The organism is Paenibacillus sp. RS8, assembly GCF_041956825.1.
GTDB lineage: Bacteria > Bacillota > Bacilli > Paenibacillales > Paenibacillaceae > Paenibacillus_AQ.
Genome location: NZ_CP168131.1, coordinates 3505700 through 3529191, shown reverse-complemented (window position 1 = coordinate 3529191; position 23492 = coordinate 3505700). Strand labels below are relative to the sequence as shown.

The 23492-nt window shown below is 45.4% G+C and carries 11 protein-coding genes and 1 pseudogene; 5 read left to right on the top strand and 7 right to left on the bottom strand.

All coding sequences use genetic code 11. The features are described 5' to 3' along the window. Positions 1-5: 5 nt before the first annotated feature. Positions 6-1517 (bottom strand): sugar ABC transporter ATP-binding protein, encoded by a 1512-nt coding sequence (locus ACDZ28_RS17140; RefSeq protein WP_375105291.1) that lies wholly within the window; start codon positions 1515-1517, stop codon positions 6-8. Between the two features lie 84 nt (positions 1518-1601). Next, positions 1602-2633: an ABC transporter substrate-binding protein gene (locus ACDZ28_RS17135; RefSeq protein ID WP_375105290.1), complete on the bottom strand. Its 1032-nt coding sequence runs from the start codon at positions 2631-2633 to the stop codon at positions 1602-1604. A 262-nt stretch (positions 2634-2895) separates the two neighbouring features. Here ACDZ28_RS17135 and ACDZ28_RS17130 point away from each other — a divergent pair, with 262 nt between their 5' ends. From ACDZ28_RS17130 to ACDZ28_RS17120, 3 genes are read left to right on the top strand one after another with little or no spacing between them, the layout of a single operon-like run. Then, positions 2896-4695 carry a sensor histidine kinase gene (locus ACDZ28_RS17130; protein WP_042125556.1) on the top strand — a complete coding sequence of 600 codons (1800 nt, stop codon included), beginning with the start codon at positions 2896-2898 and terminating at the stop codon, positions 4693-4695. After that, a complete protein-coding gene (locus ACDZ28_RS17125; RefSeq protein ID WP_375105289.1) occupies positions 4692-6287 on the top strand; it encodes a response regulator in 1596 nt (531 codons plus the stop codon). Before ACDZ28_RS17130 ends, ACDZ28_RS17125 begins: the two co-directional genes overlap by 4 nt. Continuing rightward, positions 6284-7243, top strand: coding sequence for a substrate-binding domain-containing protein (locus tag ACDZ28_RS17120; protein WP_042125552.1), 960 nt, complete (start codon positions 6284-6286; stop codon positions 7241-7243). Before ACDZ28_RS17125 ends, ACDZ28_RS17120 begins: the two co-directional genes overlap by 4 nt. Positions 7244-7313: 70 nt before the next feature. Here the strand turns inward: ACDZ28_RS17120 and ACDZ28_RS17115 are convergent, their stop codons facing one another. Continuing rightward, positions 7314-13550 (bottom strand): family 43 glycosylhydrolase, encoded by a 6237-nt coding sequence (locus ACDZ28_RS17115; protein WP_375105288.1) that lies wholly within the window; start codon positions 13548-13550, stop codon positions 7314-7316. Between the two features lie 650 nt (positions 13551-14200). Between ACDZ28_RS17115 and ACDZ28_RS17110 the strand changes: the two are divergent. Continuing rightward, positions 14201-14302, top strand: a pseudogene (locus ACDZ28_RS17110) (hypothetical protein); the annotation flags it as partial. Positions 14303-14770: 468 nt separating this feature from the next. Further along, complete coding sequence (locus ACDZ28_RS17105; RefSeq protein WP_375105287.1) at positions 14771-16381, top strand: diguanylate cyclase domain-containing protein; 1611 nt, start codon at positions 14771-14773, stop codon at positions 16379-16381. Positions 16382-16440: 59 nt separating this feature from the next. Here the strand turns inward: ACDZ28_RS17105 and pulA are convergent, their stop codons facing one another. The 4 genes from pulA to ptsG all read right to left on the bottom strand — a co-directional run bounded on the left by pulA (position 16441) and on the right by ptsG (position 23376). Further along, the gene (gene pulA / locus ACDZ28_RS17100; RefSeq protein WP_375105286.1) at positions 16441-18780 is read right to left on the bottom strand and encodes a type I pullulanase; all 2340 of its coding nucleotides are present in this window, start codon (positions 18778-18780) and stop codon (positions 16441-16443) included. A 453-nt stretch (positions 18781-19233) separates the two neighbouring features. After that, positions 19234-20946, bottom strand: coding sequence for a phosphoenolpyruvate--protein phosphotransferase (gene ptsP, locus ACDZ28_RS17095; protein ID WP_042125545.1), 1713 nt, complete (start codon positions 20944-20946; stop codon positions 19234-19236). Next, positions 20939-21214 (bottom strand): HPr family phosphocarrier protein, encoded by a 276-nt coding sequence (locus ACDZ28_RS17090; RefSeq protein WP_042131974.1) that lies wholly within the window; start codon positions 21212-21214, stop codon positions 20939-20941. Before ACDZ28_RS17090 ends, ptsP begins: the two co-directional genes overlap by 8 nt. A gap of 98 nt (positions 21215-21312) precedes the next feature. Next, the gene (gene ptsG, locus ACDZ28_RS17085) at positions 21313-23376 is read right to left on the bottom strand and encodes a glucose-specific PTS transporter subunit IIBC (protein ID WP_042125544.1); all 2064 of its coding nucleotides are present in this window, start codon (positions 23374-23376) and stop codon (positions 21313-21315) included. Positions 23377-23492 lie beyond the last annotated feature (116 nt).

The window sequence follows — 23492 nt, the reverse complement described above, 5'->3', positions numbered from 1 at the left end:
TGATCTCAGCTCCCTGCTATTGCCTGCATGATTGTATGCTGGCTCATATCCTTGTCTGAAATTTCCGTTACTTTATGCCGGTCCCGTAGGACAACGATTTTGTCGCTGACGCGAATCACTTCTTCCAGTTCGGAAGAAATAAACACAAAGGACATTCCTTGGCGTGAAAGTGACAGTACCAGCTTCTGAATCTCCGCTTTTGCGCCAATATCTATCCCGCGGGTCGGTTCGTCCAGAATAAATAAATCCGGCTCAGTTAACAGCCATCTGGCGAGTAGCACCTTTTGTTGATTACCACCGCTTAAATTCTTGATCAGGTGATCGGGATTGGGCGGGTTGATATTAAGCATACGGATATATTCCTCTGCAACTTCGTCCTGACGCTTTCGGGAAATGGTCTTGAACCAGCCCAGTTTGGCCTGCAGGGCAAGAATTATATTTTCCCGGATCGTAAGATCTCCAATGATGCCTTCAGTCTTTCTATTTTCTGAACAGAAGGCAATCCGCCGATGAATAGCCTCACGCGGCGAACGTATGTTTCCCCCTCCAACAGCAAACGTAAGCTTACCGGTATCGGGCTTATCGGCTCCGAACAATAACCGTGCAGCTTCGGTCCGGCCCGAACCCAAAAGACCGGCAAGGCCAACAACTTCTCCCTTAGAGATAGACAGATCAAACGGTTCGATGGCTCCCTTCCGACCCAGTCCTTCAGCTTTGAGTAGCTCCTCTCCCGCTTTATCCTTATTGGTTCCTGAAAGAACAGGAAGTTCCTCCAGCAAATTCAGTTCCTTGCCGATCATCTTCAGAACAAGATCCAGCCTAGTCAGATCTTTTGCCATATGCTCCCCGGCAAATTCCCCATTTCGCAGGATGGTTACCCGGTCGGAGATTTCATACATCTGATCCAAAAAATGAGTAACGAATAGAATCGCAAGCCCGTCACTTTTCAGCTTCCTCACTACACGGAATAATTGTTCGACCTCATTTTTGTCCAGACTGGAGGTGGGTTCGTCCAGAATCAGAACCTTTGCGGAAATATTTAGTGCCCTGGCAATAGCGATTAACTGCTGTACAGCAACGGAATACATGTGCAGAGGTTGAGCCACGTCTATATCTAGATTCAAACGGTCCTTTAGCAGCACTTCCGCCTTTCGGTTCATTTCTTTCCAAATGATGCGGCCCAGTTTTCGGGGCTCTCTCCCGATAAATATATTCTCTGCCACTGTCAGATTGGGGCAAAGATTGACTTCCTGATACACTGTGCTAATGCCGGCCGCCTGTGATTCCAGTGGATTGTGCACCGTTATAGGAATGCCTTCCATTTCTACAGTTCCGTCATCAATGGAATATACGCCGGTCAGTACTTTGATCAACGTTGATTTTCCTGCGCCGTTTTCACCCATAAGCGCATGTACTTCTCCGGGAAAAAGGCGTAGACTTACACCGCTAAGTGCTTTGACTCCCGGAAACCGTTTATGAATATTGGTCATTTGCAGTATGGGCCTTGCCATGCTCATATCATCATCCACTCCTTGGTTTAATGAAGCCACTCCGTGAACCTGGTCACCAGCTACGGAGCGGCGGTGTTAAATAGGTCAGGATTAATATTGACGGCTTGGCAGAGCTTCCTTGGCCTGCTCGGAAGTAAATGTCGTTTCTTCGGTCACAATACGGGCTTCAACCGTTTTTCCATCGACAACATCCTTAACCACTTTCATTAATTGAGGTCCAAGCAAGGGGTTACACTCGACGATAAAGTTGATTTTTCCATCGCTGGCAGCCTGCATTCCGTCTTTAACTGCATCGACCGAAATGATTTTAATATCTTCTCCGGGTTTCAGTCCGGCAGCTTCAATCGCTTGGATTGCACCCAGCGCCATATCATCGTTATGCGCATAAAGAACATCAATATCCTTATGGGCTTTCAGAAACGCCTGCATAACTTCTTTCCCCTTGGCCCGTGTAAAGTCTCCTGTCTGGGAAGCAACAATCTTAAGCTTAGGATTGCTGGAGATCACTTCCTTGAATCCCTGCATACGGTCATTAGCCGGAGCAGAGCCTGTGGTTCCCTGCAGTTCAACGATATTTATGTCTTCTGCGGCATCCTTATATTGGTCAGATAACCATTGACCAGCCTTCCGTCCTTCTTCTACAAAGTCAGAACCTAGGAATGTCACATATAGCGAAGTGTCCTTCGAGTCGACGGCACGGTCAGTCAGAACCACCGGAATTCCTGCATCCTTGGCTTCTTTAAGTACAGTGTCCCATCCGGATTCCACGACCGGCGAGAAGGCGATAACATCCACCTTTTGCTGAATAAATGAGCGAAGTGCCTTGATCTGGTTCTCCTGTTTTTGCTGTGCATCCGAAAACTTCAGCGTATAACCGGCATCTTTGGCCGAATCCTGTATCGATTTGGTGTTCGCACTGCGCCAGCCGCTTTCTGCTCCTACTTGTGAGAAGCCGAGCGTGATACTCTTAGACGGTTTCGCTCCGGAACTCCCTGCATTCTCTCCGGCAGTATTCCCGTTATTTCCAGCATCTCCGCTGCCGCTGTTACTACCGCAAGCTCCAACGATCATCATGGACAAGCTTAACGCTAACACAGCACCCATTTTTCCGAGTCTCTTCATAAACTGTTGTCCTCCCCCTTATCAATCACCATTACCTGGTGTTGGCCTGATTATAAATCGCTTACAAATCAACCTGATACGGACAGTCTTTAGCATTTGTTTATATTTTTTGGTTTTTATTAAGAACAGGTCTCTTTTGGTGTAATTTTTTAATTAAAAAGTGTGAATATTGGTTGCGCTTTCTTTTTTGCTTCCGAATAGGTCATAGTTGGTATAAACTATAAGTTGCATGAACCATACTCCGTATGAGAGGAACCTACTGATGAGGATCAAGCGCTGGATCTCGTCCAGCCTGAGGGCAAAGTTGCTGGCCTTGTTTATTGTACTCACCACCATACCGCTAATGACTGTGGGAGTGATCTCTTATCAGAAATCCTACAATTCAGTTTCCAGTCACAGTAAGGCCTCCAGCATGCTCCAGGCTGATATGCTTGGAACAAATATCGATAATATGTTTAAAGATACCGAGAGGCTTCTAGAGTTAAGTAATAACCCCAAGGTTATTCACTTCCTCTTCTCACAATCGGAGACTTACGAGGAAGCCAAAGACATTCTTCAGACCTTTGCTCTATACCGCGACACCTACAAATATGAGAATGTTCTCAACATCAGCTTGATTAACCGTTATGGGAAAGGGATCAGCGAGCGCAGAGGGATTTTCCAGTCCAATATGAATCCGCTGCGGGATCAGCATTTTCAGACACTCGCGCAGAATCCTGATTCTGTGCTGAGAATTCCGCCGGCACTGATTACGAGCAATGAACGAATTGACGGTTTTACCTATGAAGATCAGGGAGTCATTTCGATTATGGCAGCGGTCAGACAGCAAATTACACATGAGGTCATCGGATTTATTACCGTGGATCTGGATGATTCGTTTATCAAAACGTTCTGCGACCAGGTCAAGATAGGTAAGACAGGTTTTTTTTATATTCTTGATCAGCATAGCAATCCAATCTACGTTCCTCCTATAGACAACGCTGACTGGAATATCATTCGAAAGACAAAACTTCCTTTTTCCGATCAGCCTGACGGATTTGTGCTTAGGACTGACAAGATGCCCCGGTTCATCGTACATACCGCTTCTCTTTACACGGGTTGGACAATTATCGGTATCGCTCCCTTGCAGGAAATTGTTGCCGAAGCTAATAGCATCAGGCAGCTGATCATAGTGAGCGTGGTACTCAGCATTGTATTTGCTATCACTCTGCATTATCTGTTGACCAAAAGGCTTACCCGCCCTATTCAGCTCCTTCAGCACAAAATGAGGCTTACCGCAAGCGGTTATCTCGAGGCCAAAGTCAAGCCGGTCGGAACGGATGAAATCGCCGATCTGGGACAAAGCTTTAACATCATGGTGGAGAAAATAAAAGAGCTTTTGGAGCAAAGTATACGTAAACAGCAGCAACTGCAGAAAGCGGAACTGCGTACGCTGCAAGCCCAAATCAATCCCCACTTCTTATACAACACCCTTGATTCCATCATCTGGATGGCGGAAGCGGGCAAAAGCGACGCCGTTATCCAACTCGTGAAAGCGCTATCCGACTTATTTCGGATTAGTTTAAACAAAGGACGGGACTGGGTGATGATCCACACTGAGCTGGCTCATGCCCAGAGCTATCTGGTAATTCAGCAGATGCGTTACCGGGATATCCTTGAATATCGAGTTGAAGTCGATCCTGAAATTCTGGAGTATCCGATTCTAAATATGACTCTCCAGCCACTGATAGAAAACGCTTTGTACCACGGTATTAAAAATAAAAGAGGTAAAGGCTTGATTATCATTGGCGGTTATATGGAAGATTCGGCGGTGATTCTTACCGTTAAGGACAACGGTATAGGCATATCCACAGAGCGTCTAGCATTGCTGAAGCAACAGCTGGAGCACCCTCTCCAGTCTGAGGAGGAGGAGCCTACCGAAGGTGGTTTTGGACTGCAGAATGTGCATCAGCGCTTACGGCTTTATTTCGGTAGTGAATATGGAGTCCTGCTGGAAAGTATCGCAGGTACAGGTACGACAATCTCTGTGCGGATACCTAAGAACAGGGGGAACTTGACATGAAGAAGGTCATGCTCGTCGATGATGAAATTCTAATCCGTGAGAGTATCCGGGATTCTATAGATTGGAAGAAGGAAGGATTCTTCTATTCCGGTGACGCTCCCGACGGTGAGCTGGCACTGCCGCTTATTGAAGAACAAGTACCCGACATTCTGATTACTGATATTAAAATGCCTTTTATGAACGGACTTGAATTGACATCCGTGGTCAGGCAAAGATTTCCCGACATCAAAATTATCATTTTAAGCGGCCATGATGATTTTCAGTATGCCCAGACTGCGCTCCGGCTTGGCGTTGAGGATTATTGCCTGAAACCGGTCAGCGCTGCGGAACTTATTCATATGCTGCATGCTGTCAGCGCCAGAATTGACGAAGAGCATCGGTTAAAACAAAAAAATACGTACACCCCTGACAAGCTGTATGCTGATCTATGCGGAGGCCTAATCGGCACTGGAGCCGCCATCGAGGCGGCAGCTCAACTGGACCTGATGCTTATGGCTCCTTATTACGCAGCCGTTATCCTGTCCTTTATTCCATCTTCCCTTAATGAATCGGATATGGACCAGTCTCAGGTTCAGGCTGCTGAGCAGTTGCTTGTAAACACACTGATCGAGTATCCTGAACTCTGCTTTTTCAGGCGGAGCCGTAACGAAACAGTGGTTATTCTGAAGGGCGGCCAGCCGGATCAAATTTCCGGCAGAATGGATACTCTGATTCAAGTATTGAAGCATAAAAAATTCCATGCAGACTTGCAACTGTCTATAAGCTGTGGAGATATCCATGAACGTCTTCAGGGGATACATCTTTCCTTCCAGGAGGCTGAGGACGACAGAATGTTCAAGAAGCTGTCTAGACAGAACAAAGAGGCAATGATAGAGGCTTCGATCGATCATTCTCCTGACAGTGTGCTGCTAGACCGCAATCGTCTAATTGATTTTTTAAAGCTGGGCACTCCTCAGGAGGCCCCTGGCTTTATCCGTCAGTTTGCTTCCGGACTTAATCAGATAAACTGGAATTCCATGTATGCCTACTACCTGATCAATGACATCACTTTAGAGTTAGTCCAGACAGCAAAGCTAACCTTCCGTTCTGACAGTAATCCTACAGAAACGATGCAAGAGCTGCAGAAGAAAATCCAGAATATTTCCAGGGGTGAAGAATGTCAGGATTATTTCCTTGAAGTATTCGACCGGCTCTGGAAATGGCGGTCTGAAGGTTCTGGAAAATATGGAGAGTTGATCGAGAAAGTCAAACTTTACATCCGGGAAAATTATCACAATGACCAGCTCTCCCTTCATGAAACTTCAAAACAGATCGGAGTCAGCTCCAGCCATCTCAGCAAAGTTTTCAGCCAGGAAACCGGGCAGACAATGACAGAGTACTTAACTGCCACTAGGATTGGCAAGGCGAAAGAAATGCTTAAAACAACCCGGTACAAAACCTTTGAGATCGCTTTTCAGGTAGGCTACAACGATCAGCATTACTTCTCTAACCTGTTCAAGAAAGTTACCGGAATGACACCAATGGAGTACCGCAAACAAGGACATCCGAGTAAACTGGAAGAAACCAGCGCCAAAGGAGGGAAACGGATGTGACAGTCCGCTACCAAACGTTTAAGACACTGGCGCTGCTATTGGGGTTCACCTTTATTTTCAGTGGGTGTATAGGGACCAAGAGCGGGGTGAATGTCCGAGAACCGATTGACGAGGTACCTACAACCGCTGCAAGCGGCGGACCCCGGCTAACCTTCGGCATAATCTATCCTATGGTAAACGATACGTACGAAATGGTAACGGAGAATGCCGAAGCTGCAGCCGCCGACCATGACATCAAAGTTATAGTTCAAGCTCCGGATGAGGCAAACCTGGAGCAGCAGATTCGGATCATGGAGATGATGATCAAGCAGGAGGTTGACGGCATAGCCATCGATCCTGTTGACTCTGAGGCACTGATAGATGTCATCAACAAAGCTGTATCCAGCGGGATCCCGGTTATATGCTTTGAGTCCGACTCCCCGTCCAGTCAGCGGAATGCGTTTATCGGAGCTGATAACTATAAGACCGGTATTGTGATCGGTCAGACCGTAGACACACTGCTTGGCGGCAAGGGTATGATTCTGGTCCAATCCGGGATGCCTCATATGCTTGGGTTGACCCAACGGCTACAGGGACTTCAGGATTATGTGGCGCAGCATACAGAGATAGACATGCTAGAAGTTCGTCATAACGACGGCAGCGAACCAAACGCCATTCTGCAGTTGGAACAAATGATAACGGATCACCCGCATTTCAGTGCGCTGATCAATTTGGATTTCGTGTCGAGTTCCAGCTCTGTGCTGGTCTGGAAGGCTAAAGGACTAAATCGCTATAATGTCGCGCTGGGTCTTACCCCCTATGTCAACCAATCCATTGAGAATGGCCAAATTACCCGCATCATCTCGCAAAATGAGCAAAATTGGGGCCAAGCGATCATCAATAACTTACGTAAACTGGCTCAGGATGAGACATTGCCAGAGTTTATTAATACGGAAATTACAGAAATACGCAACTAACCGGTTCACACCAAACCAAATGGCATTCCCTTCCGGGGAATGCCATTTGTTGTGCAAATGTTGCTTTATTCTAATATAATCCTGACTTTTTCATCAGCTCTTGGGTCAATTTGGCCGCTTCTGCGCGGGTAATATTTCCTTTGGGCACCAGGGCGGAAGTACTTCTTCCGGAGACTATACCCGCCCTCAGGCTATCTGCAACTCCGGATTGTGCCCAGTCGGAGACGCTAACTGCATCTTCGTACCCTTCCAGCATCTCTTCCGCTGTCCGTCCTGTCAGGTTATTCTTCAGTCCGGTGAGTTCCATCGCTCTGGCTGCAATGACCATGGCTTGTTCCCGCGTAATCTTCTCGTCAGGACGGAAGGAGCCGTCCGCATACCCTGTGATAAGACCGAATGCTTGCGCGGTCTTCACATTATCGGCGTACCAATCCGACGCCATAATGTCTTTGAACATCAGCTCTCCTCCATCCGGTCGAAGTCCAAGTACCCGTACCAGCAGTGTGGAGAATTCAGCCCGGGTGATTTCTGCATCCGGATTAAACAAACCGCTTCCGGTTCCGACCAGAATCATTCGGGAACCGAGGTCATCTACGCTCTCCTTCGCCCAGTGCGTATTCACATCTGCAAATTTCACCGAATTTGAGACCACTGCATAGGTGCTATTGGTTAGGCTGCGGATTTTCGCGTATACTCTTCCATTCTCTGTAACTACTTGGGTTGGTACCTGACGAACCTCACCATTCGCTTCAATAACGATACCGGTAGTAATTTGGTTAGCGGTTATTCCCTCAGCAAGGTTGATCACACGCTCCACATATCCATTAAATGAAGGGACTTCCTTAACGATAGATCCGCTTACAATGGAAACCTTAAAATCGAGTAAAGCTGAGCTCAGTGTAAAGCCTTTTGCTACTGCCGATTTCTCAGCTGCCCTTGTCATCATCGTTTCCGGTACGCTGATTTCAATTTGTAACTTCATATTTTGCATATCAACCAAAGTTCCTTGTGATCCCAACGTGTTCATTTTGATTTTGGAGACAGGAACCTTATAATCTCCCTGGCTGGTCCGCAATTCGATTACGATCTTTTTATCCTGAAGCTCCTTCAGCATATCTGTGTTCAGTTGAGCAACTGCACTGTCCGGATTTGACATAACCGTAATCGAGATTACCTCAGCTTCACCAGCTGAGGTGAGCCAGGCTTTCAGCTTCTGCTGGTCAAGTATAATAGTCGTTACTATACGGCCTTGCTGAGTCGTCGTTTCTGCCGTACCCAAATCTACTCTACTACCACCAACCCTGATTTCAGCATCTTTACCGCCAGGTAATGTTGTCGGTGCCGCTGATGGGGTCAATGAAGAAACAACCGTTGGAGATCCAGATGGAACTGCAGATGGAACTGGTGATGGAACTGGTGATGGAGCAGCCGTTGGACCGGTTACCGGAGGCGGGGTGCTTCCAGCGTCTTCAGTCTTTACTGTAACCGTGCTATGAGTAGTCATCGCTTTTCCGCCAGCGGTAACCGTTAAGATCAGGGTGCCCTCCCCGGCCGCAGTGCCCTGTATTTTCACCGTGTCTTTATCGCTGTCACCCGTAATTTTAATACTTCCAAATGCTTCCCAGTGGTATTCCGGCTCCGACGCATTCAACGGGCTTAACTTAGAACCAAACGTTAACGAACTGTTCAACTCGACAGTTGCAGCTCCGCCGGTTATCGAGACTGATTCCAGCGGAATGACTTCCGGTTCGATAACGTTCTGCGTAAACTGCCAGTAATCCATGCTAAGAGAATCCTGGCCTTCTGCCGTAAATGTGAAGAAGATGTTGTGAACTCCGGTAATTGGCGCGACGGTAGTCTTCAGTACTTTCCATTGATTCTCGCCTCCGGTTGGCGTCACTTCCAGCGTTCCGATTACTGTACCGATTGGACTGTCCTGCCGAATTTCAATGGTGCCTCCGGTAGCCGATGCAACGCTGGCTTCAAATACGCTCGCCCCATTCATACCGAAATCTGCACTTGCAACGGCAAACCAATCTCCATTATCCGCATCCGTTATATTCAAATTGATGCTATCCACCATACTTCCAGGCTGTAAGGATTTCTCCGTCACAATTCCCGCTTGCCATGCGATCGTTTCTGCCTCGTTTCGCTGATAAGGGTTAAGATTAGCTGTCTGTTCTACGCCTTCCATATCTCCTTTAATTGGTTTGATAAACCCGTTGTCATAAAAATCCACTTTATTAAGGTGTGTGGAGCGATATCCTTTTGTATTATTCATAGCTTTTCCAAGAGTTTGTGCATGATAGGTTACATACCACTGATCCTTAAATTCGAATATGGCATGATGGTTGTTTCCGCCTACACTGAAAAATACGCTTGGATTTTGCAGTATCGATCCCACGTAAGTAAATGGCCCCATCGGATGATCACTGACCATGTATGCTATCTCCCCCTTCGGCGGTGAGCCTTCCGGATGAGTGCCCGCGAAATTGGAGCAATAAGAGTAATAGTACCTGCCGTTATATTTGTGAATGCCGGAATCCTCGAAAAGGTACGGGGCATCTATAAGTGTCGCAGAACCCACAGTGCTGATCATGTCCGCACCCAATTGGATGACTCTGCCACTCTTTGGATGGGCAACCTGCTCTTCTGTTGGATTACTACCACCGGGAATCCCCCCGCCAAAGTACAGATAACCCGTTCCATCATCATCCACCAGCACCGCCGGGTCAAACATCCACACCACTCCGTTCGTTCCAGGGACACTGCTGTTAATAAAAGATTTGCCCAGCGGATCGGTCCAAGGCCCGATCGGACTATCAGCAGTAAGAACACCAATACTGGAAGCGTTATTGGCAAAGTACAGGAAAAATTTATCCTTTCCGGAGATCACCTTATGGGCAACAGCTGGAGCCCAAGAGTTGTTGGCCCATTTGGCGGCGCCATTCTGGCCCGCTACCGGAATCTCGCCGTGATCTGTCCAGTTGACCATATCGTTCGATGATATAACACTGATGGTGTTGATTTTGGAGTAGCTATTATCTTTAACGTTTCCGTTAGCGTCATATTCAAAAGCATCGCTTGTCATATATATATACACTCTACCGTTATAAACGAGAGCATATGGATCAGCTCCGAACTTATGACTAACCAGCGGATTCGCATACCCGGGCACCTTGGCAAGCGCATTAGTGCTAAGGGCTTTTATTTTAATGTCAGCTGTTGCTTCGCTCACGTTGTAAACCACATTATTGCCTCCGGTTTTGATGTAATCCGTTCGGATGGTATCCGTCCGGTCCTCCGGAATAAACTCTTTAACTTTAAGTTTAATGGTGGCAAACAAATCAGAGGAAACATTTCTGAACCCCACTTTGCTGCCTGATACCTTCAGCTCCAGCCTTTGACCGGAATACGCATAGGATGGCGTACCACTAATATTGTCTGTGGCAAATGACACGCCAGTTACCGACAAGGAATCAGGAATATAGAAGGAAGCTGAAATACTGCTGTACGCTCCATCCGGCAATGCTTCCAGCTTTACCGGAATTTCAAATTCTATGTTCGGAGCACCTATAACCTCTGGGGCATCTCCTAGTTTTGCTCTAAGAGCAAGAGCGGATTGCCCAGTACCAGTCATTTTATCGTGTACTCTGAAATAATCAAAATCGGTGTAACCTCCTGTCATTTTGGTAGCGTAATTAAATAAAGCATAACGGTAACCCATAAAATGAGGCAGGGTATAAGACATTTGCAGGCGTTCTCCGATTGCTGTCCAACTTACTCCGTCAAGACTGTAATAGAAGTATGCCCTGTCTGCCCTTTCCTTGAAATCCATATCAATCTTCAGATAAACTTTATTTTGAGTCAGTGGAACACTTGCCATTTCTTTTGGCTGTTCGCCGCTGCCGTTGACCATTACGATAGATTTAGAAGTGCCCGAATTTTTTACAGCGACGTAACCATAGTTTTTCTGGAACGCTGCAAGACCTGCTACATCCCCGTCCTTCATATGATCCGTATCAATCGCAATATAGCCTGAACTTTCCGGTCCAAAAGTTCTTTGTGTCAGTGTATTCCGTGCATCCAGAATTCCGGTGCTTTTTCTTCCGGTTGTAAGCCGTAAGTAGCCCGGACGTTGAGTCAGTGACCAGTTATTGTTATCCGGGTTATGGTTCCACTGCCACGCCAGCGCCAGATTGGAGCCGTTATATTCACTCTCTCCCGGTTTCTGAATATCAGGAATTGGAGCGGCTGAAGCCGAAAAGGAAATATCATCAACATAAAAGTCCATCAGATCTGCAACAGGATCAGGGGTTCCGGACCATGGTGTCTCTATAAAAATAAAAGTATGGGATAAATCTGCGTCCGCAGGGAGTGTATAGGTGCCTTTGACCGTTCCCCATTCCCCCTTTTTGACAGTAGCCGAACCAAGCACCTTTATCCCCTGCCAGCTCGGGCCGTTCTGAATATTGAAGTTAAACTGCTTCTGATCGGGTCCCGTATCATACCTGACCCTGGCCGAGAAGGAATAAGTAACGCTGGTATTGACCTTTCCGGTAATGATCTGCTTGGGTCCGTCCCCGGTTGCTTTACGTCCTGTCGCCTTCAGAGCGGATGATCCGCTGCTATAGACATCTGTGGTAACTGACACGGAGGCCGAACCAACAGCGGCCCAAGGTTCGATACCGCTTTCAAAATCACTGTTAAGGATAAGCTCTGAGACTGAGGTGTCTGCAAAGGAAATATCATCAACATAAAAGTCCATCAGATCTGCAACAGGATCAGGGGTCCCGGACCATGGTGTCTCAATGAAAATAAAAGTATGGGATAAATCTGCGTCCGCAGGGAGTGTATAGGTGCCTGTGACTGTTCCCCATTCCCCCTTTTTGACAGTAGCCGAACCAAGCACCTTTATCCCCTGCCAGCTCGGGCCGTTCTGAATATTGAAGTTAAACTGCTTCTGATCGGGTCCAGTATCATACCTGACCCTGGCCGAGAAGGAATAAGTAACGCCGGTATTGACCTTACCGGTAATGACCTGCTTGGGTCCATCCCCGGTTGCTTTACGTCCTGTCGTCTTCAGAGCGGATGATCCGCTGCTATAGACATCTGTTGTAACTGACACGGAGGCCGAACCAACAGCGGTCCAAGCTTCGGTACTGTTTTCGATTCCGCCGTTAACCAGAAGCTCCTTCCCCGATCCTGCAGCTGCAGCAGAAATATTCACTGCTGATACGGCTGAAGATAAACTTGAAGTGCTGTCTGGCAGGTTGTACGAGGAACCTATCCGGTCCGGACGTTGATAGAACTCATCTGAGGATACGATATTTGATTCTGTTTCAAGCGCCGGAATTGAGAGTTCGGCCGGAACTTTGCCGTTGACACCAAATACCGGCCACCCGTCCTTCCATGTCACAGGAACCAAATAAGGAATACGTCCGACTGAACCGCGGTCTCCAAACAGAAAGGCATACCAATCTCCGGAAACTGTATCAATCAGTCCGCCTTGAGCAATTCCAGCATCCTTCAGTACGACTTTTCCTTCATACGGGCCGTCAATTTGGTCGGAGCGAAAAACCAGCTGTGTCCGCATCCCTCCATTCGGCCAGGTAATCAGAGAGATATAATATTTCCCGTTGATTTTCTGGATATGGGAACCTTCAGCAAGAAGACCGACATTCGGTCCTGCCACAAGACTCGAATCCTTTATGATGACTTTGTTCATTCCGCCCTCCTTCACAGCAGTGGCATCCGAAGTGAGCTCGACAATGCGGATATCGCCACCTCCATAGACAAGATAAACTCGCCCGTCGTCATCGAAAAGAAGGGACATATCATGATAGAAAGGGATGGAAGAGTGTGTCCAGGGCCCTTTTTCAATATCGGTTGTTTGGTAAATATACGTCCTTCCAGTAGAGTTCGAAGAAAAGACAACGTAATATTTGCCGTTATGATACCTGATACTGCTAGCCCAAGAGCCTTTTCCATACTCGTTATTTGTGTTACTCAATCTTTGATTGTCACCCTCATCCAGAATATCATATACATAATTAACAATATTCCAATGCACAAGATCATAAGATTTCATAATCGGAACACCAGGGTTCATGTGCATGGTCGTGCTGGTCATGTAATAGGCATCACCCACACGAATGACATCTGGATCCGGCACATCGGCCCAAATAATAGGGTTACTGGCAGCTCCCGTTTCTTTGGGGACTTCCTCTGCATAAATGAATCCGGCCGGTACCAAATTCAGCAGTAGTGCAATAGTTGTTAATAACGATATTAGTTTTCTTCCCATTATGCCGATTCTCCTTTGATTAGATATATACAAGAAATGAAGCGCTTTCTAATATTCTGTAACAAACCATCTTAGCTCATTTTATCCGCTTGCACTCCCCTCTGATTATTATTGCTTTACTTTAGTCAAATTCGAGTTCATTATAACTTGGCTATGTGAGAATCACGATGTAATATCTTTTTTGAAAAGTGAGGTTTTTTTCGTTTTTCAGAACCGATTCTCTTCACTGGCACAAGCAAAAAAACAACCGCCAAATAATCGGTTGTTTAGTCGTGTCTCAAGACTTCTGCAGATCCTATGTTCTCTTTTCGATTAACCCTTAGTATTATCTATTGCCCTGCTGTCAAGAATGTGGAGCTTCCGCTAATTTACCGTGGTCTCTCACATCGAGAACGCAGAGAAATTGCACAGCAAGCGAAGGGGATCATTCGAATTCAGAATGGTAACCTCGTATAAGATCGGAGGAATGCGAGGTGAAATTGGCTCTAAAAAGTATTTACAGCAGTAAAGTAAGAGCTTTTTTAACGATGCTGGGTATTATTATTGATGTATCATCCGTTGTCATCCTCGTTTCTGTGGGGCAAGGAGGCAGTTGGTTACTAGGAAAATACACTTCACTTACTGTATCCATTGCATGGGATATGGTGATGATATCCTTTGTTTTCTCCTTGCTTATCGGCGTGATTTTCGGAATGATGCCTGCGAACAAAGCCGCTCGACTTCGTCCCATTCATGCACTACGTAACGAATAGTTACTTCAAAGTCAGCTGCCCCAGTCATAATATGATTGGGGCAGCTTTTTTAACTAACAGAACGTATATTTTTTGGGCATCTGCAAAGGACCTGAGTTGGCATCGAAGCAAAGCCGGGTATCATTTACGGAGCAGTTGGGTAATAGGATTTATGGATTTGAATATAGATAAGGCAATAGGCCCATACCCTAATCATTTAAATTTTTATTATTGATATTTATTTGAGGAAGCGATTGCTCTATAAGTAGGACGTCCTATATACTTGTTGTACGACAAACTGCGATCCACACACAATTTATCTTTCCTATGCCTCATTTCCCACTAAGTTAGAACACCTCTTTTTCAATTAATCACTCTCAACATCTTTGCCTAATAATAAAAACACACCTGCCACAGATGGTAGTTAAGCAGGTTATACGTTAGAAGCAATAAGATTTTTTAATCATCTTATGCAGGGAGAAGATGACCGTGGCCGGATTTTTCAATATCAAAGTAACACGCAAGCTAATCTTTATTTTCGCTGCGATCTCCATTCTGCTGGTTGGGATTAGTGTGGCTTCTTTACTCTATCTAAATCAGACCATTAACAGAATGTCAGATTCTTTATATGACGATGTATTTGAGAACTCTGAGCTCATCCTGAGCGCTGATCGTGATCTGTATCAGGCCGCAATCGCTCTCCACTCCGCAATGAGCTCGAACCTCACTGAAGCTGAACGTGATCAGTTTATTCAGGAATTTAAGGACAATAATCAGCAAGCAGAGGAACGGATAAGTCTAGCAAGTTCAGACATCAAATCAATTAACAAACCCTTCAGTGATTTGAAGCAGGCCAATATACTTACCAAATTAGAGAACGAGCTCCATTCCTTCGAAACATCCCTAGTCCTATGGAAGAGTACAGGGAGTAAATTGATAGCTGAACGGATGCAGATCGGATGGAATCCTGCTTCATATCATGCTGTTAATCTGAACATACAGTTAAATGAAGTTAGAAGTCATCTAGATCAATCAGAAGACCTGATAAACACCTATGCCTTGCAAGTAACAAATGGGTTCCAAGATAAAAAGAGCGCGCTCTTTGCGCTATATTCACTCGTCTTTTTCATACTGCTTCTGGTTATTATATATCTGGGCCGCAAAATCATTTGGCTCAAGAATGAAATGCTGGAGGAACAAACACTCTATCAGCTAATCGGCGAAACCATGTCTGATTTCATTATATTGACCGATCCTAACGGGTTAATTCTGTATAGCTCCCCTTCTCACTCAAGTATTCTCGGCTATGTCCCTAAAAAGGGTGACCCACTATCCAACTACATTCGTGAACCGGAGATCGCCTGGGCTAAACTAAAGAGTGTCGTTCAAGGAACCCCCCGTATCTCAGAGCTACGAATGCGTGGATCTGAAGGGCAATGGGTATGGTTGGAAACGAAGGTGTCACCTGTTCGAGGAAGTAATACTTTCCCAGCACAATTTATGTTAGTCTCCCGTGAAATTACACAACGGAAGCAATATGAAGAACGATTACATAAGCTAGCCTTCTATGATCATTTAACCGCGATTCCCAACCGGGCTCATTTTAAAATGTACATGGAGAATCTCATCAACCAACCGGAAGAACGGAGAAAGAATATTGCACTCGCACTGTTGGATTGTGACAGATTCAAGCAGCTAAACGATACCTTAGGACATCTGGCTGGAGACGAATTTCTCCAACTGCTCTCTCGAGAGCTTCTGCAGACCGTCAAAGGTGTGGGTCAGGCATTTCGGATTGGCGGTGATGAATTTGCGGTGGTACTGCACCGATTTACCTCTCCAGAAATGTTAGATGAAATGCTACAACGTTTGCTTAAGCTGTTCAACAAATCTTGGTCTATTGATAATGGATCAAGCTTCCATACCTCTGCTAGTATTGGTGTAGCTCTATTTCCTGAACACGGAAGCAGTATAAATGAACTTCTGCGCGCCGCCGATCTAGCGATGTACCTTTCCAAAGAACGTGGAGGAAATGAAGCTAATCTCTACTACGAGCTTTTGGATGTAGGTTTATCTAACCAGACCATCGGAAAACCATAAGAACAACAAAAAAAGCTGCTTCGGAGTAACACTAACCCCGGAGCAGCTCTTTTCTTCTTTTAACTGGTTAACTGCAGATGATCATCTGAAATCCCATCATTCTCTTGTTCACGATCTATAACCATGACCTTGATAAGGTCTCCATTCTCAGAACAATCAATGAATCGGTCGCCATCTCCATCTTTTTCTTCCCAGTCATTAAGCCGTAATATATACCCGATAGAATTGGTATCAGGCAATACCTCAATTCGTGCAACTGCACGTCCGTCCTCCATATACCGAAAATCGCATTGTCCATCCTGAATTCCTGTATCCCAAACCCAAAGATTCCAGCCCTTATAATCTCCATCTGGTCGTTCATAGTGTACTTCGATGATTTTGGACCGCGGTGCAGGCTCACCACATTCATCATAGAGCACCATCATCGACAAGCCCTCAATTTCTACCTCGCTACCTGCAACCTTTCGGAATGCTTCTGTCCCCGCTTGGGTATGATCCACTACCACATTCCAGCCGTTAGTAGCTTCAGGAAGAGACAGCCTTATTCGATCGTTATTGGCATTAAAAATGACTGCTATATTGTTCCAGAGGTCACCTCCTGCATGATTACTGAGCAGGTACGACACTATACCATTATCACAGCGCATAAATTCCAGTGAACGCTCAATTTCCTGCCGCCCATGTAGACGAAATGCCGGATGTGTACGCCGCAGTTCGATCAAGCCTTTATAATATTGAAATACAGGCTTAAACACACTTTTCATATTCCAGCGAATCGCGTTAATCGTATCACCACTGCGGTAACTATTATGATCTCCAAATTTACTACGCAACAGCTCATCACCAGCGTGCAGAAATGGAATACCTTGTGATGTCAGGATGATTCCGTTAGCAAGCAGGGAACGGCGTACGGTTTCATTGCTAAGAATATTATCAAGATCTACATTAGAGTAAGGATTAGCCCGTGAAACGGCATCCTGAAATCCCCCTTGAACGGTAAGCACTTTATCCCACAAATTCAAATTGTCATGGGCGGTTACATAGTTCACAGATTCCACAGGGGAGTCCGTAAATTCGTGGATAGCTCCTTTAATTCCTGATGCAATAGCCCCTTCTTTACCGTATTCTCCTGTAATAAAGCCCCGTCCCCATCCATCGCTATCTCCTTTGATTGCCGAACGAAAGTTATCGTTGAAGACGGCATATCCTTTCCCCCGCTGCACACCTTTGAGCGTCTTTGTTGCCAGCGGAGAATCTCCTCCTGTCCAAGGTTCTCCATATAACAGCAAATTAGGATTCACCTCAAGTCGAAGCTCTTCCGTTATTTCACGCATGGTCACACTATCCATCAGACCCATAAGATCAAATCTGAAGCCATCAATATGATACTCAGAAGCCCAGTAAAACAACGAATCCTTAATATATTTGCGTACCATCGGGCGCTCTGTCGCTAGCTCGTTACCAACTCCCGAGCCATTAGATAAACGTCCCAAGTAATCACGGCGATAGAAATAATCTGGCACAAGCGGCTCGAAGGGCCCCTTCTCCACAGCGTACGTATGATTGTAAACTACATCCATAATCACCGAAATTCCACGGCTATGCAAAGCCTGAACCATTTCTTTGAATTCGCGAATTCGTAGCTCTGGATCGGTAGGATCTGTGCTATATGATCCTTCCGGTACGTTATAATGCTGAGGATCATAACCCCAATTGTAGTCAGTCTGTTCAATGGACGTACCGCGCTTCACTACACTTAACTCATCCACTGTCTGGAAATCGAACACAGGCATCAGATGTACATGGGTGATACCCAATTCAACCAGATGATCAATACCTATTGCATTTCCTTCCAAATCCTTTAATCCAAATTCGGTAAATGATTTGAATTTACCCTTATAGTACATCCCAGAGCTCTCATGTGAGGAGAAGTCACGCACATGCAGCTCGTAAATAACCGCATCAGCAGGATGTTGCAGCGGAGGAGCAACGTCCTGCTCCCAATGCTCAGGATTGGTCTCCCGTAAATCAACGATTGCTGTTCTTAAACCATTTGCCGATACGGCTGTTGCATAAGGATCTACTGCTTCCGTCACATTCCCATCAGCATATACAGCACGGTACATATAATATTTCCCTTTTAGATCACCTGATAACTTAGTCTGCCAGACTCCGCCGTTCTGGCGCTGCATATATATAATCCGCCCACTATCTGTAGAGCTCAGATCAAATTCAATGTTAAGTTGATTTCCATCCGTTTCGTATAACACAAGAGACACAGCAAAAGCAGTAGGTGCCCAGACTTTAAATAGACTGTACTCCACCGAGTACGTTAAACCCAGGTCTCTGCCTTCATAGACTTCTAACATTAATTCTGTATTTATAACATTTTTACTCATGAGTTAACACCATCCTATGGCTCCCTACCTAACTTGAGGGATGCTTATAAGTCCAAATATTTCCAATTGTGATCATAATAATACTTGCACAGCTCTGCAAGTCGAATAAGGAGTATGAACTTTCTATGGATCCATACTATTATATGTAAGACATATTTACAGGTTTGGGTTCCTTACCGACTTTATACTCATCACTATTACTATCGGCATAGACATCTGTGCAATAAAGCAAATAATTAGCGAATTTAGTTATTCTTAATTGAGTATAACGCTCATGTATGAACAGAAGCCAATGTAAGCGCATGAACTAAGATCAAACCACGAATCCTTGTGTGCTGATACCAAAAAAATAGCAATTAAACACAAAAAAACCGACCTCCAAAACATTGGAAGTCGGTAATAGTAGTTGGAGCGCTATAAAACGCTTAAACGGAGTAATGCATATGGAAATAATTAATTAGTGATGCTTTGAACAAGTGCAGCTACTTCTTCAGCAGTGCCAAGTTGCAGTGCTTTTGCAGCCAGTTCCTTCATGTCGGCAGCCGACAATTTAGAAATTTGACTACGTGCTGGCAGAATTGACGTTGCACTCATACTGAATTCATCAAGGCCAAGACCTAGTAGAAGTGGAATCGCTGTTGCGTCCCCAGCCATTTCACCGCACATTCCTGTCCACTTACCTTCTGCATGCGCTGCATCAATTACATTCTTGACCAAACGCAGGATGGCAGGATTGTATGGCTGATACAGGTAAGACACCCGTTCATTCATACGGTCAGCAGCCATTGTATATTGAATAAGATCATTCGTACCAATACTGAAGAAATCAACTTCCTTCGCAAACTGGTCTGCCAATACAGCAGTAGAAGGAATCTCAACCATTATGCCGAGCTGAATGTTGTCAGATACTTCCTTGCCTTCTTCACGAAGCTTTGCTTTCTCTTCAAGTAGAAGATCGCGGGCTGCACGGAATTCACCAAGTGTTGCGATCATAGGGAACATAATGCGAAGATCCCCATGAACACTCGCTCTTAGTAAAGCACGCAGCTGCGTACGGAAAATATCTTGACGATCCAGACAAAGACGAATCGCACGGAATCCTAAGAAAGGGTTCATTTCCTTTGGAAGATCCAGATACGGAAGCTCTTTATCACCACCGATATCCAGTGTACGTACAACTACCGGTTTGCCTTTCATATTCTCAAGCACAGTACGGTAGGCGTTGTATTGGATTTCCTCGGAAGGCAGCTTATCACGGCCCATGTATAGGAACTCAGTACGATACAAGCCTACACCTTCGCCACCATTCTCAAGTACACCATTGACATCGTTTGGTGTACCGATATTAGCCGCCAGCTCCACGTGCTTACCGTCTGCAGAAATCGTTGGTTTATCACGAAGTTTCTTCCACTCTGCAATTTGCAAGTCGTAAGCTTCCTGCTTGCGAACATATTCAGCCACTTCTGCTTCACTAGGATTAATTAGAACGTCTCCGTTCAGACCATCGACAATCACTAGATCCCCAGAATTCACTTCAGTCATGACATTCTTAGTTCCAACCACCGCTGGAATTTCTAAAGAACGTGCCATAATTGCTGAGTGGGACGTACGTCCACCAATGTTTGTTGTGAAGCCTTTAACATACTTGCGATTTAGCTGTGCTGTGTCAGAAGGCGTCAAATCCTCAGCGATAACAATTACCTCTTCACTGATTTCTGCAGGACTAACATAATGAATACCCAGCAAGTGGTTCAGCAGGCGTTTGGTCACATCACGCATGTCAGCAGCACGTTCCTGTAAGTAAGCACTCTTCATGTTCTCGAACATTTCAATGAATTGTGTAGCTACTTCGTTTAGTGCATAGTCCGCGTTAACCGATTCCTGACGAATTTTATCAATTACAGGATTAATTAGCTCAGGATCCTCAAGAATCAGCAGATGGGATGCAAAGATCTCCGCTTTTTTCTCTCCTAATTCCGCTAAAGTACGCTCTTTAATGGTTTGCAGTTCAGCACTCGATTTAGCAAGTGCGTCATTCAACTTGGCGACTTCTGCCTCAGGATCACTGACACTAGTCTTCGTAATTGTATAATCCGGATGTTTCAGGATAAAAGCACGGGCTACTGCAATCCCTGCTGAAGCCGCGATTCCTGAAATTTTATTCATGGATTTCCCCTAGCCCTTCTTTGATCATTACATCAGAAAGTGCGCTCAGAGCTTCAGCTTCTTCGCTGCCTTCAGTAATCAGAGACAAAGTGTCTCCAGCTTCCAGACCCAATGACAATACGCCAAGGATAGATTTCAATGTAACTTTTTTACCTTTTGCTTCTGCATAAGCTTCTGTACCTTTGAATTTCGTTGCTGTATTTACCAAGGCAGTTGCCGGACGTGCGTGAATTCCATCTTCATCAATAATTCTGAATGTTGTTTGCATAATATTATCCAACTCGCTTTCTTTTAATAGAATATTTTAATTTATAGTGAAAGCTTCGCTCCCTTTAAGATTTAAAGGAAGCGTCAGCCCTTGCACTTTTACTGAATGGTAATAATATCTTTATCACCAATTGACACCTTGCCTGGCTTCTTCAAGGTTACGGAAGATCCCTCTGGCAAATTAGAGAAAATAACAGGAGACATTACAGATGGCGCATGTGCTTTTACATATTCTAAATCCACTTCCATGATCGGCTGTCCAGCAGCTACAAGGTCGCCCTCTTCAACTAGAACTGTAAAGCCTTGACCTTTAAGCTTAACTGTATTAACCCCTATATGAACGAGCACTTCCTTGCCTCCATCGGACATAATGCCGATAGCATGCTTGCTCGGGAACACATTAAACACTTTACCGTAGACTGGCGAAGCAATTTTTCCATCATCAGATAGGAAAGCAAAACCATCACCCGTCATTTTTTGGGAGAATACCGCATCTGGAACCTCAGTGATATCCACCAGTTCACCATTTACCGGAGAGACGATATCTTCTTTGATAATCGCTTCACCTGCTTCACCTGCCTGCTGTTCTTCCTCAGGCTCTGGCTTAGCCGCTGCTGGTGTTGCTGCAGGTGTCTTCCCGCTAATTACATCTTGAATCTGCGATTTTATGGTATCGGAACGTGTACCGAAGATCGCTTGAATGTTATTACCCACCTCGAGTACACCTGATGCACCTAACTTCTTCAGACGAGTCTTATCCACGCCTGATTTATCTTTAACCTCCACACGAAGGCGGGTAATACAAGCATCCAGATGAGCGATATTCTCTTTACCACCCAACGCAGACAAGATGTTTCGTGGTAAATCATCACCCGTTTTAGAAACTGCTTCTGTGTTTGTATCTTCGACTTCACCCGTATCCTCTTCACGACCCGGAGTCATCAAGTTGAACTTCCGAATAACAAAGCGGAATCCGAAGTAGTAAATTACGGCAAGAGCAAGACCTACTGGAATTACGAGCCACCAAGCCGTGCGGTTCGGGATTATACCAAATAGCACGTAATCGATAAAGCCACCCGAGAAAGTCATACCAATCTTGACATTAAGGATATGCATGGTCATAAAGGACAAACCAGCAAAAACAGCATGTACTGCGAACAACAGTGGAGCCACGAACAAGAACGAGAATTCAAGCGGCTCAGTAATCCCTGTCAGGAATGAAGTTAATGCTGCGGAAAGCATCAAGCCACCGACAAGTTTTTTGTTATGAGGTTTAGCTTCATGATAGATAGCCAGAGCAGCTGCTGGAAGACCAAACATCATGAATGGATACTTACCTGTTGTAAATGTTCCTGCTGTGAATTCTACGCCATCACGAAGCTGCTGCATGAAGATCCGTTGGTCACCACGTACCAATTCTCCTGCTTTATCAACGTAGGTACCAAATTCATACCAGAACGGAGAATAGAAGATGTGATGCAGACCAAAAGGAATGAGCGAGCGTTCGATCGTACCGAAGATAAACGCAGCGAGCGTTTTATTCGTATCAATCATACTTTGGGATACATAGTTCAGACCGTGTTGAATTGGCGGCCAAACTAAGGTCAATGCCAGACCAAGAAGCAAAGACGTTACCGCAGTCATGATCGGAACGAAACGTTTACCTGCGAAGAAACCCAGGTAGGATGGAAGTTCGATTTTGAAGAATCGTTTGTACATGGACGATGCCAATATACCGACGAGTATACCTCCAAATACCCCCGTTTGCAGTGTTGGAATTCCTAAGACGCTAGCATAGGAAAAATCACCTTGGCTCAGGACATAATCATTGACGCCAATTACAGTACCCATCGTAACATTCATTACGAGGAAACCGATAATAGCGGCTAGACCAGCAACACCCTCACCACCGGATAAACCGATGGCAACACCCACGGCAAATAGTAAGGATAAATTATCAAATACAATTTGCCCTGAGTTCATCAATACGTTCGCTATTGCCTGAACTACATCGTTCTCAAGAGCCGGAACGTATTGTAGAAAATCGGGGTTTACCAGCATGTTTCCTATTCCAAGGAGCAGACCGGCTGCTGGCAGTATGGCTACCGGGAGCATTAGCGCTTTACCGACTCTTTGTAAAACGCCGAAAAGCTTTTTGAACATCATGGTCACTTCCTTTCATTATTCACATTTTCAGTAAAAACAGATGCCAAAAAAGGCATGAGCAACACAGTATAAAGGTTGTTATCTAACGCTAAGGTTAGATTACCCCAAGATGG